Source organism: Burkholderia sp. APQ4-4ca (genome assembly GCF_057837105.1).
Genome location: NZ_JBYQCG010000246.1, coordinates 46469 through 61313, shown reverse-complemented (window position 1 = coordinate 61313; position 14845 = coordinate 46469). Strand labels below are relative to the sequence as shown.

At 69.5% G+C, this 14845-nt stretch carries 13 protein-coding genes; 7 read left to right on the top strand and 6 right to left on the bottom strand.

Translation table 11 applies throughout. The annotated features are described in order from the left end of the window. Positions 1-14 precede the first annotated feature (14 nt). On the bottom strand, positions 15-917 hold the full coding sequence (locus tag AC3IFE_RS34195; RefSeq protein WP_489194847.1) for a LysR family transcriptional regulator: 903 nt from the start codon (positions 915-917) through the stop codon (positions 15-17). Positions 918-1016: 99 nt separating this feature from the next. On the opposite strand from AC3IFE_RS34195, the gene AC3IFE_RS34190 reads away from it, so the two are divergent. Further along, positions 1017-1994, top strand: a complete 978-nt coding sequence (locus tag AC3IFE_RS34190) for an NAD-dependent epimerase/dehydratase family protein (RefSeq protein WP_489194845.1) — start codon at positions 1017-1019, stop codon at positions 1992-1994. Positions 1995-2352: 358 nt separating this feature from the next. Here the strand turns inward: AC3IFE_RS34190 and AC3IFE_RS34185 are convergent, their stop codons facing one another. The 5 genes from AC3IFE_RS34185 to AC3IFE_RS34165 all read right to left on the bottom strand — a co-directional run bounded on the left by AC3IFE_RS34185 (position 2353) and on the right by AC3IFE_RS34165 (position 7193). Then, positions 2353-3054, bottom strand: coding sequence for a DUF2848 domain-containing protein (locus AC3IFE_RS34185; RefSeq protein ID WP_489194843.1), 702 nt, complete (start codon positions 3052-3054; stop codon positions 2353-2355). 49 nt (positions 3055-3103) lie between these two features. Then, the gene (locus AC3IFE_RS34180) at positions 3104-4423 is read right to left on the bottom strand and encodes an MFS transporter (RefSeq protein ID WP_489194934.1); all 1320 of its coding nucleotides are present in this window, start codon (positions 4421-4423) and stop codon (positions 3104-3106) included. Positions 4424-4468: 45 nt separating this feature from the next. Further along, complete coding sequence (locus AC3IFE_RS34175) at positions 4469-5158, bottom strand: hypothetical protein (protein ID WP_489194841.1); 690 nt, start codon at positions 5156-5158, stop codon at positions 4469-4471. Positions 5159-5257: 99 nt separating this feature from the next. After that, a complete protein-coding gene (locus AC3IFE_RS34170) occupies positions 5258-6301 on the bottom strand; it encodes a LysR family transcriptional regulator (RefSeq protein ID WP_489194839.1) in 1044 nt (347 codons plus the stop codon). A gap of 100 nt (positions 6302-6401) precedes the next feature. Then, positions 6402-7193: an SDR family NAD(P)-dependent oxidoreductase gene (locus AC3IFE_RS34165; RefSeq protein WP_489194837.1), complete on the bottom strand. Its 792-nt coding sequence runs from the start codon at positions 7191-7193 to the stop codon at positions 6402-6404. A gap of 430 nt (positions 7194-7623) precedes the next feature. On the opposite strand from AC3IFE_RS34165, the gene ypfJ reads away from it, so the two are divergent. The 6 genes from ypfJ (at position 7624) to AC3IFE_RS34135 (ending at position 14838) form a co-directional block, all read left to right on the top strand. Continuing rightward, positions 7624-8499, top strand: coding sequence for a KPN_02809 family neutral zinc metallopeptidase (ypfJ, locus tag AC3IFE_RS34160; protein WP_489194835.1), 876 nt, complete (start codon positions 7624-7626; stop codon positions 8497-8499). Positions 8500-8661: 162 nt separating this feature from the next. Continuing rightward, positions 8662-9390: a helix-turn-helix transcriptional regulator gene (locus tag AC3IFE_RS34155; RefSeq protein ID WP_489194833.1), complete on the top strand. Its 729-nt coding sequence runs from the start codon at positions 8662-8664 to the stop codon at positions 9388-9390. A gap of 219 nt (positions 9391-9609) precedes the next feature. After that, positions 9610-11112: an aldehyde dehydrogenase family protein gene (locus AC3IFE_RS34150; RefSeq protein ID WP_489194831.1), complete on the top strand. Its 1503-nt coding sequence runs from the start codon at positions 9610-9612 to the stop codon at positions 11110-11112. Between the two features lie 52 nt (positions 11113-11164). Then, positions 11165-12505 (top strand): aspartate aminotransferase family protein, encoded by a 1341-nt coding sequence (locus tag AC3IFE_RS34145; protein ID WP_301738130.1) that lies wholly within the window; start codon positions 11165-11167, stop codon positions 12503-12505. 237 nt (positions 12506-12742) lie between these two features. Further along, positions 12743-14245, top strand: a complete 1503-nt coding sequence (locus tag AC3IFE_RS34140) for an APC family permease (RefSeq protein WP_301738128.1) — start codon at positions 12743-12745, stop codon at positions 14243-14245. Then, a complete protein-coding gene (locus AC3IFE_RS34135; protein WP_489194828.1) occupies positions 14242-14838 on the top strand; it encodes a DUF3156 family protein in 597 nt (198 codons plus the stop codon). The genes AC3IFE_RS34140 and AC3IFE_RS34135 overlap by 4 nt, the downstream gene beginning before the upstream one ends. Positions 14839-14845: the final 7 nt, after the last annotated feature.

Below are 14845 nucleotides of genomic sequence, written 5' to 3'. Positions count from 1 at the left end.
ACGGCCGCCGCTTTCTACTCGGTGGCTTCACCGTCCGCGTACGCACGCAGCCCGTTGGCGAGGGCATCGAACACGACGCGGCAGCGCGGGCTCGTGCGCAGGTCTTCGTGCATCACGACCCAGGTTTCCAGCCGCGTCGCGGGCCCGTCAGGCAGCACGCGCACGAGCCGCGCGTCGCGTTTCGCGAGCGCCGTCTGGCAGAAGCCGATCCCGTAGCCGGCGCGGATCATCGCGAGCTGCGCGAGATTGCTGTCGGTGCGCAGCGCGAACGCGTCGCGCTTCCAGAGCGGCATGCCGCGCCCCGCCGAGCGGATGAACGGCGTGACCGTATCGAAGCCGATCAGCGCGTGATGCGCGAGTGCGTCGCTCGTCGCGGGCGCGCCGTGGTGCGCCAGGTAATCGTCGCGCGCATACAGCCCGACTTCGATGTCGCCGACTCGCCGCGCGACGAGCGCGTCCTGCGTGAGCGGCGCCATCCGGACCGCGATGTCGGCCTCGCGTTTCAGCACGTCCTGGATGCGGTCGGTCGGCACCAGTTCGATCACGAGCCCCGGATGGTCGCGCCGTAACTGCGCGAGCATCGGCGGCAGCACCTCGACGGCGATCACGTCGCTGGCCGAGATCCGCACGATGCCGCGCACGCCGGCGCCATGGCTGGCCGCCGCGCGCTCGAACGCGGCCGCCGCGCTGCGCAGCGCCTCCGCGTGGCCGCGCAGCGCGAGCGCGGCCTCGGTCGGCAGCAGGCCCGACGGCGAGCGCGTGAACAGCGTCTGGCCGAATGCGGCTTCGAGCGCCGCGACATGGCGGCCGGCCGTCGGCTGCGTGATGCCGAGCGCGCGCGCCGCGCCGGACAGCGAGCCTTCCGTCAGCACCGCGAGGAAGGTGCGGTAGCGTTCCCAGTTCAGATCGGTGGTCATGCATAAATGTATAGCCGATCTGCCAGGTTCGGCAATTCCTTGCTAGTGGCCCGCGCGCCAGAATGCGTGTCGTGATGACGCCATTCAAGGAGAGCGGCAATGTTGGCAAACGCAGGCGGGACGCAACGGCAGGCACTCGTGCTGGGTGCGAGCGGCGGGATCGGCGGGGAAGTCGCACGGCAATTGCGCGATGCGGGCTGGCAGGTGCGGGCGCTCAAGCGCGGGCTCGATGCCGAGGTCGTGGAGCGCGACGGCATCGCATGGATGCGCGGCGACGCACTGGATCGCGATGCGGTGGTGCGCGCCGCGCGCGGCTGCAGCGTGATCGTGCATGCGGTGAACCCGCCCGGATACCGGAACTGGGCCACGCAGGTGCTGCCGATGATCGACAATACGATCGCGGCGGCCCGGGCCGCGCAAGCCACCGTCGTGCTGCCGGGCACGGTCTACAACTTCGGCGCCGATGCGTTTCCGGTGCTGCGGGAAGATGCGCCGCAGCATCCGGCGACCCGCAAGGGCGCGATCCGCGTCGAACTGGAGCGGCGGTTGCAGGACGCCAGCGTGCACGGCGTGCGGGCGATCGTCGTGCGCGCCGGCGATTTCTTCGGGCCGCAGCTCGGCAACAGCTGGTTCTCGCAGGGGCTGATCAAGCCCGGGCGGCCCGTCGCGACCATCAGCGTGCCGAGCCGCGGCGTCGGCCATCAATGGTCGTATGTGCCGGACGTGGCCCGCACGATGCTCGAGCTGATCGAGCGGCGCGAGACGCTGGAGCCGTTCGCGCGTTTCCATCTGGGCGGGCATTGGGATGAAGACGGCATGCAGATGGCGCAGGCCGTGCAACGCGTCGCGCAGCGGCACGGCATGCGGCCGGCGCTGCGCGATTTCCCGTGGTGGCTCGTGTGGGCGGCCGCGCCGTTCGTCACGACGCTGCGCGAATTGCTCGAGATGCGTTACCTGTGGCGCGAACCGATCCGGATGGACAACGCGCGCGTGACCGCGGTGCTTGGCCGCGAGCCGGTGACGCCGCTCGATACGGCGGTGGAGGCGACGCTGGCGGGGCTCGGGTGTCTCGGGTGAGCAACGGCGGGGAGCACGGGCGGCGCCCGCGCGCGGAAACGTGTCACGGTAAACCGAAGTGCCCCCGGGACCACAATTCTCCACATACCCGCGTGCGTCCGGTGCGCATCATGTCGGTCGATACCGATAAGGCGAAAACGGGGGCGCGATGGGGTATTTCGGGTGGAAAATGTCGGTTGCGGGAGCAATCATGTTCACATTGAGCGGGTGTACCAACCTGGCAGGTGTGCTGTACTGCGGCAACGCGCAGTTCAACTTCCCGGACTATCACTGCTTCGAGCCGTACAGGTAGGAACAGGCGTAACGACCGACAGCCGTCGCGCCCGCGTCCCCGTCGCGTGCGGTTTTCCGCTCGCCGTCAAGCCACGACCGGCAACACCTCGACTGCATAGCGATGCGTGAGGCTGCGTCCGAGCACCGGATCGTGCAACTCCATCTCGAACGCATCGCCGTCACCCATCGTCGCGATCGTGCCGTGCACGGCGACCGTGCCGCCATACATCGCGCAGCGCGCGGGCATCGTGCGGCGATCGTCGAACCGCTGCCACAGCGCGTCGGGCGCGAGCAGGCCGCTGAGCGCGCCGTGCTGGTACGCCGTTCGCTCGCCGTCGCGCATGATCAGCCACGAACGCATCTCCAGCGCATCCCAGTGATCGGCGACATCCGCATGGCGCCACGCGTCGCGGCCGAGCGGCTTCGCGCATACCTGCTTCGACACGGCGACGCCGTACGCCTCGACTTCGCGATCCGTATGATCGGAGCCGACCGTGACCAGCGTGCCGGCCGGGCTGTCGATCAGCACGCATTCGATCTCGCCGCCCGAGCGCGCGCCGAGCACGCCGATCGACGGCGCCTGCGTGAGCAGCGCCGACGACACGCGATAGAAGCACGGCGTGGTCGATGGCGGCGCGACGCCGAGCGCCGCGAGTTCGTCGATGTGCGCGCGGATCGCGGCCGGGTCGCGGCCGGCCCAGCCGGCGATCACGACGCGTTCGATATCGACGTCGACGGCGGCTGGCGCGCCGTGCAGGGAAATCACGTTGAACGACAGGGTTGGCATGCGGATATCCGTTCGAGGTGCAAGGGAATGAACCGGCTGGCGGCGACGCTCAATCCGCGAGCGGCCGGTGCGCGGTCTCGCGCGCGGCGACGAGCGCGATCGACGTGACGACGAGCGCGGCGGTGACGTACAGCGACACGGCCGTCGTCGTGCCCGTCTGCCGGAACAGCGCGGCGATCACGAGCGGCGCGAAGCCGCCGCCGACGATGCCGGCGAGCGTGTACGCGAGCGACGAGCCCGCGTAGCGCACGCGCGTCGGGAACTGTTCGGTCACGAACGCGCCTTGCGGGCCGTACATCACCGCATGGATCACGAGGCCGATCGCGACGGCCGCGACGATCGCCACGGGGCGCGCCGAATCGAGCAGCGTGAAAAACACGAACGCCCACACGATCCCGGCCAGGGCGCCGGCGAGATACACGGGCCGGCGGCCGAAACGGTCCGACAGCGCGCCGAAGAACGGCACCGCGAGCGCGTTGCAGGCCGTGCCGATCATCACGGCCGTCAGCGCGACGGGGCGGGACAGGTGCAGCACGGTCGTCACGTAGGTCAGCGTGAACACGACGATCAGCGCATACAGCACGTCCGAACCGATTCGCGAGCCGCCCGCGATCAGCAGGCGCTTCCAGTGGTACTTCAGCACGTCGGCGACGGGCACTTCGGCGGTCGCGTGCGATTCGGCGAGCTGCTCGAACTGCGGCGTTTCGTCGACGCCGCGCCGCACCCAGAAGCCGAACGCCACGAGCAGCGCGCTGGCCGCGAACGGCACGCGCCAGCCCCACGACAGAAAGCTGTCGGACGTGGTCGACAGCGTGACGAGCGCGATGCAGCCGGTGCCGAGCAGCGTGCCGAACGACGGGCCGATCTGCGTCCACGACGCGGACAGCCCGCGCCGTTTCTGGTCGCCGTGCTCGACCGACAGCAGCACCGCGCCGGCCCATTCGCCGCCGAGCGCGACGCCCTGCACGAAACGCAGCGCGACGAGCAGGATCGGGCTCAGGATGCCGGCCTGCGCATAGGTCGGCAGCGCGCCCATCAGCGCGGTCGTCACGCCCATCAGCACGAGCGTGAGCATCAGCACCGCGCGGCGGCCGATGCGATCGCCGAGGTTGCCGAACACGAAGCCGCCGAGCGGGCGCGACACGTAGCCGACCGCATAGGTCGAGAACGCGAGGATCGTGCCGGCCAGCGGATCGACCGACGGGAAGAACAGATGGTTGAAAACGAGTGCGGCGAGCGTGTTGTAGATCGTGAAGTCGTACCACTCGAGCGACGTGCCGATCATGCTCGCGGTCGCGAGTCGGCTGTTGCGGACACGGTGGGGCGTGTGGGCGGCGGGCTGGGCGAGAGTGCTCATGGTATCGGGCAGGTCGTGACGGGTGACGGGGCCGGCGTGGGTGCCGGCGTCGAGCGTTCAGGCAGGCAGCGCGGCAGCGGTGGCCGGTTCGGCTTCGGCCTCGCGGTGCGCAGCCGGCAGCGGTGCGGCGGCGCGCCACAGCAGCTCGAAGGTGCGTACGTCGTCGTGTCCGGCGAGCGTGGCGGTCACGCGGCGCGTGGCTACTGCGTCGCTGCCTTCGATCAGCACCAGCGCATCGGCGGCGGGCCGGGCGGCCGCCGCGGCGCCGATCGGTGCGGACAAGTCCGGCGCGGTGCGGAACAGCCGCGCGGCGTGGATGCCCGGTTCCCGCAGTGCAGCGTTGAAGCCCTCGCGCAGTTGCGGCACGTCGATGCGATCCGGCGGCAGCACGAAGAGCGCGAGATGCGCGCCTTCGCCGTCGCCGGCCTCGATCGTCAGTTCGCCGACGCGCCGCTGGGTGCCCGTCATGCGTTCGAAGTTCGCGAGCGACCACGCGGTCTGCTGCGTGAATGCGCGTCGGTACGCCTCGCCGCGGAACACGTCGAGCGCGTCCGTCACGTACAGCGCGAGGTATCGGCGCGGGCCGCCGTCGGTCGCGCGAAACCGCCGCGCATGCGTGAAGCCGGGAATCGCGACACGCTCCTGCATGTGCTCGCGGTCGTACCACGCGTTGAAATCGGCTTCGTACGCGGGGTCGATATCCGTCCAGACGCAAAGCTGGCCGCGCGGAAGGGAAAGGCGGGTCATCGCGGCGTTCCTCGTGACGGGTAGGTCGGGAACCCCAGTGTCCTGAAGACGGCCCGTGCCCGTCCAACAAGAAAACAAATTCGCGGTGAACAGGTTTTCTTATGAGCGGCGCGGGCGCCGTGTTGCGGCAGGCGCGGCGGGCCAGGCGGCTTTCGTCGTGCGCTTCGGCTTCGTTTTCGCGGGCGTATTCGTCTTTGTCGCGGTTGCCCTGCGCGCGGGCGTTGCGTCGACGCGATCGGAGGCGGCCGGCTTCGCGAGGTTCGCGGCAGCCGCCGTCGCACGCGCCACTTCGCTCGCGAGTTCCGCGACACGCGCGGCGACCGGCAGCCCCTGGCTGCGGTACGTCGCGACGAGCGGCAGCGCCGGGAATTCGGGCTCGACGTCGAGCAGTTCGAGCGTGCCCTCATGCAGTTCGCGCCCGATGATCGCAGGCGGCAGTGCAGCCACGCCGAGCCCGTCGGCGACGAGGCGGATCATCGCGGCGACCGACGTGATGCAATTGATGCTGGCCGGCCGTTCGACCGCCGCGAACAGCCGCTCGATCGTCGCGTGCGGCCCCGAGTGCCGCGAGAAGCTGATGATCGGAAACCCGGCCAGGCGCGCGGCGTCGAGCGGCTGGCCGCCGAGCCCGAGGCGCGGGCTCGCGGCCCAGCGCACCGGGAATTCGCCCAGCGGCAGGTTCGTGAAGTCCGGGCCCGGCACCGGATCGGTCTGCAGGATCAGGTCGACGCCGTCGGTGCTCAGCAGGCGAATCAGGTGCAGCGTCGTGTCGCTCGTGATCTCGACGTCGAGGCGCGGATAGCGCTCGCGCAGTTGCGCCATCAGTGCGGGGAACCAGCTGTGCACGATCGATTCGATCACGCCGATCCGGATCAGGCCGGCGTCGCTCGCCGCATCGATGTCGCGCCGCATTTCGCCGTCGAGGCGCACGATCCGCTCCGCGTAGGCCAGCATGCGCCGGCCCGCGGGCGTGAGCGTGGCCGAGCGCGTGTTGCGGTCGAACAGGCGCACGTCGAACGCTTCCTCGAGCGATGCGATGCGGCTCGACACGGCCGCCTGCGTCGTGTGCAGTTTCTCGGCCGTGAGCCGGAAGTTTTCCAGCTTCGCGAGCCAGACGAAGGTTTCCAGAAACCGGATGTTCATCGCATTCCGAACGGTGAGGCAGGGCCGCGCCAGGCGGCGGATCGGGACGATGTTAATGGATTCGGAAGCGGTCAGGCACGCGTGACGCGTTCCTGCGGCGTCAAAGCCGGCCGAATGCGAGCGTCGGCACGTCGACGACCATCGCGCCGCCGTCCGCGACGAGCGTCGCGCCGGTCACGAACGACGCGTCCGGCGATGCCAGGAACGCGCAGACGGCCGCGATCTCGTCGGGATCGGCCGCGCGCCGCAGCGGCACGTCGGCGCTCACGCGTGCGTATGCATCGTCGAGCGAATCGCCGTGCGCGGCCATCAGCGGCGCCATTTCCGCATCGGCCATCGGCGTGCGGACCCAGCCCGGGCAGACGGCGTTCGCGCGCACGCCGTCCGGGCCGTAGTCGCGTGCGAGCGATCGCGCCAGCCCGAGCAGCGCGTGCTTGCCGACCGTGTAGCCGCATACGCCGGGGCCTGCCGCGAGCGCCGCGATCGACGCGACCAGCACGATATTGCCGCGCTGCGCGATCAGGTCGGGCAGGCATGCGCGTGCGCTGACGAATGCGGTGTCGAGGTTCGCGTGCATCGCGTCGCGCCACTGCGCGTCGTCGGTTTCGTCGGCGCGGCCGATGCCATGGCCGCCCGCGCATGCGACGAGCGCGTCGATGCGGCCGAAGCGTTCGGCGATGCGCGGCAGGAAGCCGGCCCAGTCGGCGGGGCTGGCGGCGTCGCCGGCCAGCGCGAGGCCGCCCGTTTCGGCAGCCAGTGCGTCGAGCGGCGCCTGGCGGCGACCGATCAGCACGAGGCGCTCGCCGCGGCGGGCGAAGCGTCGCGCGCACGCGGCGCCGATGCCGGTGCCGGCGCCGGTGATCGCGATCGTACGGGGTGGCGGGTGTGTCATGTCGTGCTCCGGGAAGATGCGTTCCGGCTACTTTAGGCGGCGCCGGCACGTGCCGGTATCCGCCGAAAGGATGAACGGGCGCCGTCCGGACGGCCAGGCGCGGCCACCGTGGCCCATTTTGCAAAGGCTGACGATGTCCGCCGCCGAATCGCTCTATCCTCCACATTTTTGCGATAAGCCGCGAAAGCCCGGCAAAATAGCGTGAGCGGCCGTGCGCGACCACGCGCGCCGCGTCGGCCGGCCGATTCCGTCGTACGAATGGTGCGGCCGGCACGGGCGCGCCAAGCAATGGCGCGGCAGGCAGGATCGACGGGAACGGGCGTCCGATGCGCAGGTATCGCGTCCGCCGACGGCGCATGTCGCCACGGCGTATCGCCCGGTTGCGCGCTGACGCGGCCGGACCATCGACAAGAACAGGGAGGGGCCGGCAATGAGGCTGGACGACGAAAGAGAAAGCGCCAACGTCGAGGATCGACGCGGCGGCGGGTTCGGCGGCGGGCGCGCGACGATCGGCATCGGTACGATCGTGATCGCGCTGGCCGCATCGTATTTCTTCGGGATCGACCCGCGCGTCGTGCTCGAGGGCGCATCGGCGCTGCAGGGCCGCCAGCAGCAGGCGCAGCCCGCGCCGACCCAGCACCAGGGCGCGCCGGCGAACGATCCCGGCGCGGTGTTCACGCGCAAGGTGCTCGGCAATATCGAACGCACGTGGACGGGCGTGTTCAACACGCAGCTGCACGCGCAGTACGAACCGCCGAAGCTCGTGATGTTCACGAACTCGACGCCGACCGCGTGCGGCACCGGCCAGACCGCGATGGGGCCGTTCTACTGCCCGGGCGACCGCAACGTATATATCGATCTCGGCTTCTACGACGAGCTGCGCAAGCGTTTCGGCGCGGGCGGCGATTTCGCGCAGGCCTACGTGATCGCGCACGAAGTCGGCCATCACGTGCAGAACCTGCTCGGCATCGCCGACAAGGTCGACGCCGCGCGCCGGCGCTCGAGCCAGACGCGCGCGAACGCGCTGTCGGTGCGGATGGAGCTGCAGGCCGACTGCTTTGCCGGCGTGTGGGCGAACAACGCGCAGCGCGCGAACCAGCGGCTGATGGAGCCGGGCGACTTCGAGCAGGGATTGAAGGCGGCGGCCGCCATCGGCGATGACCGGCTGCAGCAGCAAGGGCAGGGCTACGTCGTGCCCGAAAGCTTCACGCACGGCACGAGCGAGCAGCGCGTGTACTGGCTGCGGCGCGGGATGGAGTCGGGCGAGGTGAGCGCCTGCGACACGTTCGCCGCGAACGCTCGCTGAAACGAGGCGCGGGTTCCTTCGCGCGTCCGTATCGTCCCGGTCGAACCGGCCGCCCTGGCCGCCCCGGGACGAATTGCCGATTTGCGCTCACTGGCGCGTTTCGGCGCCACTAGGCTGGCAAGGCCGTCGAGATTCGACGCCTTCGCGTGCCCGCCGATCCCCATGCCGACCTTCTCCGCTCCCGCCGACCACGCTCCCGCCGACTGGCAACGCGCGCTGCGCGCGTGCGTGGACGCATTCGACGCATTCGCGAGCCCGTCCGCAATCGTGTTCTACCGGCTCGACCAGGGCGGCGAGGCAGCCGATTTCGAACTGTTCGGGATGCCGGAATCGATGCACCGTACCTATGTCGCGCGCTACCGGATGCTCGATCCACTGCATCCGTCGCGCTGCGCGGCCGGCGAAAGCGCGGTCGTCACGCTCGCGTCTCAATTGCCTGACGAACGACGCGGCGCGTCCGCGTACTGGACCCGTTTCCTGCGTCGGCACGACGTGGCCGACGTCGTCGAAATCTGGCTGCGCGACGCGGGCCGCACGGTGGGCGCGTTTTCGCTGTTGCGCTTCGGCCTCGATGACGCGCACGGCAACGGCACGGCGGGGCGGTTCGCCCCCGGCGAGATCGACGCGCTCGCGCGTCTGCAGCCGGTGGCCGAAGCCGCGCTGAGCCCACTGCTGCGCGCCCGGCGCGGGATTCATCGGATCGCCTGCGAGGAACGGCTCACCTACCGCGAGGAGCAAATCGCGCGGCTCGTGCGCGACGGCCGCTCGAACAAGGAGATCGCGCGCGACCTCGCGCTCGGGCAACCGACGATCAAGACTCACCTGATGCGGATGTATCGGAAGCTGGGCGTGTCGAATCGCACGGAGCTGGTCGGCGCGCTGTTCCTGTAAGTTTTTCCCTCTCCGCAATCACATCGCGTCATTCCGTTGGACGATAACGCGGCGTTCGTCCGGTGCGACGCCACGCTTGCGCGTCCGGCTCACACGCATCTGATTCCCCCACGCGCTGCCAATTTGCGCTCACCCGGCGTGAATCCTCGTCGATACAGTGGTCCGACGCCCGCGTGCTCACCGGCACACGGTCCAGCCACGACAATCAACGAGACGCCCATGAGCAACACGAACTTCGTCGCCGTCAGCGACACCGTGCGCACCTTCGTTGCGCGCGACTTCGGCCTCTTCATCGACGGCGCCATGCAGCCCGCGCACGCGGCGGCGCGGCTCGACGTGCACGACCCGGCCACGGGCGAGCGGCTCGCGACCGTCGCCGATGCAGACGCACACGACGTCGAACGCGCGGTCGCCAGTGCGAAACGCGCGTTCGACGCGCGCGTCTGGAGCGGGCTGCGGCCGGCCGACCGCGAACGCATCCTGCTGAAACTCGCGGACCTGATCGACGCCGACGCCGAAACGCTCGCGCAGCTCGAAACGCTGAACCAGGGCAAGTCGATCCACGTGTCGCGCGCGGTCGAAGTGGGCGCGAGCGTCGAATACGTGCGCTACATGGCCGGCTGGGCGACCAAGATCACCGGCCAGACGCTCGACGTGTCGATCCCGTTTCCGCCCGGCGCGCGCTATACGGCCTATACGCGCAAGGAGCCGGTCGGCGTGGTCGCCGCGATCGTGCCGTGGAATTTCCCGCTGATGATCGCGGTGTGGAAGCTGATTCCCGCGCTCGCGGCCGGCTGCACGATCGTGCTGAAGCCGTCGCCGGAAACGCCGCTCACCGCGCTGCGCCTCGCCGAACTCGCGCGTGAAGCCGGCGTGCCGCCGGGCGTGTTCAACGTCGTCACGGGCGGCCGCGTCTGCGGTTCGGCGCTCGCGAGCCACCCGTCGATCGCGAAGATCTCGTTCACCGGGTCGACCGCGACCGGCAAGCTGGTCGGCGCGGCGGCCGTGCAGAACATGACGCGCTTCTCGCTGGAACTCGGCGGCAAGAACCCGATCGTGATGCTCGACGACGTCGACGTCGCGCAGGCGCTCGACGGGGTGGCTGCCGGCGCATTCTTCAACCAGGGGCAGGTGTGCGCGGCCGCGTCGCGCATCTACGTGCATCGCAGCAAGTTCGCGCAGCTCGCGGACGGCCTCGCGGGCGTCGCGCAGTCGATGAAGCTCGGCGCGGGCCTCGACACGACCGCGCAGATCAACCCGCTCGTGTCCGCGCACCATCGCGACAAGGTCGTCCAGCACATCGAAGGCGCGCGCCGCGCGGGCCTCACGTTCCTCGCGGGCGGCACGCCGGCCGACGACCTGCCCGGCTATTACGTGAAGCCGGCCGTGATCGCCGATCCGCCCCCGGACAGCGCGATCGTCCACGACGAGGTATTCGGCCCGGTGATCGTGGTCGTGCCGTTCGACGACGCGGCCGATGCGGTGCGCCTCGCGAACGCGTCGCCGTACGGTCTCGCCGCGAGCATCTGGAGCAACGACCTGACACGCGTGATGAACCTCGTGCCGCGGATCGAAGCCGGCACCGTGTGGGTGAACTGCCATATCCCGCTCGATCCGTCGATGCCGTTCGGCGGCTACAAGCAATCGGGCATCGGCCGCGAATTCGGCCAGTACGCGATCGAAGGCTTCACCGAAACCAAATCCGTCTGCATCGCGCACTGACGCGCGGGCCAATCCCAAAACCGCGAAAACCGATCCGACCGTGGAGATTGCAATGAGCTACAACGAAGCGAAATTCTGGCATCCGATGCTGCACCCGAACGACATGAAACAGCGCAAGCCGATCCGCATCGTGCGCGGCGACGGCTGCTACGTATTCGACGAAACCGGCAAGCAGCTCGTCGACGGCGTCGCGGGCCTGTGGAACGTGAACGTCGGCCACAACCGCCGGGAAGTGAAGGACGCGATCGTGCGCCAGCTCGACGAACTCGAATACTTCCAGCTGTTCGACGGCATTTCGCATCCGCGCGCGGAGGAGTTGTCGAAGAAGGTGATCGACATGCTCGAACCGGAAGGGATGCGCCGCGTGCTGTACAGCTCGGGCGGGTCGGACTCGATCGAGACCGCGCTGAAGATCGCGCGCCAGTACTGGAAGGTGCGCGGCCAGGCGGATCGCACGAAGTTCATCTCGCTGAAGCAGGGGTATCACGGCACGCATTTCGGCGGCGCGTCGGTGAACGGCAATACGGTGTTCCGCCGCAATTACGAGCCGAACCTGCCCGGCTGCTTCCACGTCGAGACGCCGTGGCTGTACCGCAACCCGTTCACGCAGGACCCGGAGGAACTCGGCCGGATCTGCGCGGAAATGCTCGAGCGCGAGATTCAGTTCCAGAGCCCGGACACCGTCGCCGCGTTCATCGCGGAGCCGATCCAGGGCGCGGGCGGCGTGATCGTGCCGCCGGCCAATTACTGGCCGCTGGTGCGAGAGGTGTGCGACCGCTACGGCGTGCTGCTGATCGCCGACGAGGTCGTGACGGGCTTCGGCCGCAGCGGCAGCCTGTTCGGCAGCCGCGGCTGGGGCGTGCGCCCGGACATCATGTGTCTCGCGAAGGGGATTTCGTCGGGCTACGTGCCGCTCGGCGCGACGGTCGTGAACGCGCGGATCGAGGACGCGTTCGCCGCGAACGCCGATTTCGGCGGCGCGATCATGCACGGCTACACATACGCCGGCCACCCGGTCGCATGCGCGGCCGCGATCGCGAGCCTCGACATCGTCGTGAAGGAAGACCTGCCGGCGAATGCGGCGAAGCAGGGCGCGTATCTGCTCGAAGCGCTTCACTCTTTCCCGGAACGCTTCGCGGCGGTCGGCGAGGTGCGCGGCAAGGGGCTGATGCTCGCGCTCGATCTCGTCGCGAACAAGGACACGCGCGAGCCGATCGACCCGCTGTCGGGCTATGCGAACGCGGTCGCGGAAGTCGCGCGCGAGAACGGCGTGCTGGTGCGCCCGGTCGGCACGAAGATCATCCTGTCGCCGCCGCTCGTGATCCAGCGCGAGCAGCTCGACCGGATCGTCGACGCGCTCGCGGCCGGTTTCGAGGCCGTGCCGTTCGCCTGATGGCCTGACCGCGCGACGGCCAACCCGAGGCGGCGGGTAAACGCCATCGCGGGTTTGCCGATTTGCGCTATGACCGGATTATTTTGCCTGCGTATTTTTTCGACATCGGATCACGCCGTGATCGACGAGGGGCCCCGGAATCGACGCGCTGAAGCACCGCCCGGGGCCGACCGCACAGCATCTGGCCCCGACCGCCGACGAAGCGCCGGTTCGGGGCAACCCACGAAGGAGACAACGATGTCGGGATGGTCGGGAATGACCGGCGCCGCGGGCGATACGTCCGCCGGTGCGTCGGCTGAAGCAGGCGGCGGCACCGCATTGAACGCCGGTGCGGTCGGTTTTCCGACCGCGCTGGCGAGCGCGGTCGGGCTCATCATGGCGAGCCCGGTGATCCTCACCGCGACGTCGGGCTTCGGGATGGGCGGCTGGGCGTTCGCGGTCGCGATGATCATCGCGTTCGTGATGATGCAGGCGCAGGCCACCACGTTCTCCGAAGCCGCCGCGATGCTGCCGACGGCCGGCTCGGTTTACGATTACCTGTCATGCGGGCTCGGCCGCTTCTGGGCGATCACCGGCACGATCTCCGCGTATTTCCTCGTGCACGTGTTCGCCGGCACCGCGGAGACGATCCTGAGCGGCATCATGGCGCTCGTGAACTTCGAATCGTTGAACGCCGCGCTCGAGAAGCACAACAGTTCGTGGCTCGTCGGCGTCGGCCTCGTGGTCACGTTCGCGATCACCAACATCATCGGCATCAAGGTGTTCAGCAAGCTCGAGATCGTGCTGACGGCCGGCATGTGGCTGTCGCTGATGATCTTCGGGATTCTCGGTCTCGCTGCGGCGCCGGCCGTGCATCTCGACGGCTGGTTCGGCGGCTCGGAAGTCGGCACGTCGGTCCCGGCCGTGCTGTCGCTGGTCGGGATGGCGATGTTCATGTTCGTCGGCTGCGAGTTCGTCACGCCGCTCGCGCCCGAAATGAAGGCGCCGGGCCGCACGATCCCGCGTGCGATGGCGCTCGGCCTCGTCGGCGTCGCGATCTGCATGTTCCTGTACGGCGCGGCGATCCGCCGCCAGGTCGCGAACGTGCCGGTGAGCCCCGACGGCCTCACGCACCTGCTCGACACGCCGGGCGCGATTCCCGCGTTCGCGCTGCAGGTGCTCGGGCCGTTCGGGCGGATCTGGTTCGGCATCGCGTTCCTGTGCGCGGGCGCCGCGACGATCAACACGCTGATGGCCGGCTTGCCGCGCATCCTGTACGGGATGGCGATCGACGGCGCGCTGCCGCGCTATTTCGCATACCTGCATCCGCGTTTCAAGACGCCGGTGGTCGGCATCGTCGCGTCGGCGATCGTGCCGATCTTCCATGCATGGCTGATCAACGGCAATCTCGACAGCATCCTGCACCTCGTGCTCGCCGCGACCTGCGCATGGGGCACCGCGTACCTGCTCGTCACCGCGTCGGTCGTGATGCTGCGCATCCGCCGCCCGGACCTGCCGCGGCCGTACCGTTCGCCGCTGTTCCCGCTGCCGCAGATCGTGTCGAGCGTCGGGATCGTGCTCGCGATCTGGTACATCACGCCGCCCGGCATGAACGCGCGCGACATCTACGTGCCGTTCGGCGCGATGCTGGGGCTTACCGCGTTGTACGCGTTGTTCTGGACGCTCGTCGTGCAGCGCCGGCATCCGTTCAGGCCGGTGCCGGTGGAGGACGTGCTGCGCAACGAGCACGTCGCATCGTGAAGGCCGCGCTCGTCCGGTGGCGCGCGGCGCCCGATGCGCCGCCGCCCGGCCATCGGCCCGGCGCGATCGCCGCGCGCGTGCTTGCCGATCTGCGGGCCGTGCGCGATGCGGACGATGCCGGTGGCGTCGGCGGCGTCACGGCGCGGCTGCCGAACGGCGTGCGCGTGAGCGTCGACGAGTGCGTCGAGCGCCAGTTCCTGATGCATACGGTCAACGTGATGGTGACGGTGGCCGCTGACGGCCCGGCCGCGCAGGGCGGCGCGCGCGTGCGGCAGACCGGCTGGTTGCGCCGCACGGGCATCGATGCCGCGCTTGTGTCCGGATGCGACCCTGTGTTCGTCGACACGCTGGCCGCGCTGCTTGCCGAGCCGGCGCTGGCCGACGCGCTGCGGCCGCTGCACCTGACCGACTGCGCGATCGGCGCGCGCGACGGCCGCTGGACCCTCGCGATCGTGCCGTTCGGCGGCAGCGAGGTCGTGAACCGGATGCCGTCGTTTCGCCGTTACGTCAGGCTGATCGACGAGCAGGCCGCCGCGCTGTCGGCGGCCTGTCTTGCGTTCGAAACCGTACTACGCAGGATTTTGCGAGGGTAAGCTGTGG

Bases quoted from the DNA above. Each gene is read 5' to 3' on its own strand.
- AC3IFE_RS34145 (WP_301738130.1), top strand. From the start codon at position 11,165: ATGAGCTACAACGAAGCGAAATTCTGGCATCCGATGCTGCACCCGAAC.
- AC3IFE_RS34140 (WP_301738128.1), top strand. From the start codon at position 12,743: ATGTCGGGATGGTCGGGAATGACCGGCGCCGCGGGCGATACGTCCGCC.
- AC3IFE_RS34185 (WP_489194843.1), bottom strand. From the start codon at position 3,054: ATGCCAACCCTGTCGTTCAACGTGATTTCCCTGCACGGCGCGCCAGCC.
- AC3IFE_RS34165 (WP_489194837.1), bottom strand. From the start codon at position 7,193: ATGACACACCCGCCACCCCGTACGATCGCGATCACCGGCGCCGGCACC.
- AC3IFE_RS34175 (WP_489194841.1), bottom strand. From the start codon at position 5,158: ATGACCCGCCTTTCCCTTCCGCGCGGCCAGCTTTGCGTCTGGACGGAT.
- AC3IFE_RS34190 (WP_489194845.1), top strand. From the start codon at position 1,017: ATGTTGGCAAACGCAGGCGGGACGCAACGGCAGGCACTCGTGCTGGGT.
- ypfJ (WP_489194835.1), top strand. From the start codon at position 7,624: ATGAGGCTGGACGACGAAAGAGAAAGCGCCAACGTCGAGGATCGACGC.
- AC3IFE_RS34150 (WP_489194831.1), top strand. From the start codon at position 9,610: ATGAGCAACACGAACTTCGTCGCCGTCAGCGACACCGTGCGCACCTTC.
- AC3IFE_RS34195 (WP_489194847.1), bottom strand. From the start codon at position 917: ATGACCACCGATCTGAACTGGGAACGCTACCGCACCTTCCTCGCGGTG.
- AC3IFE_RS34155 (WP_489194833.1), top strand. From the start codon at position 8,662: ATGCCGACCTTCTCCGCTCCCGCCGACCACGCTCCCGCCGACTGGCAA.
- AC3IFE_RS34170 (WP_489194839.1), bottom strand. From the start codon at position 6,301: ATGAACATCCGGTTTCTGGAAACCTTCGTCTGGCTCGCGAAGCTGGAA.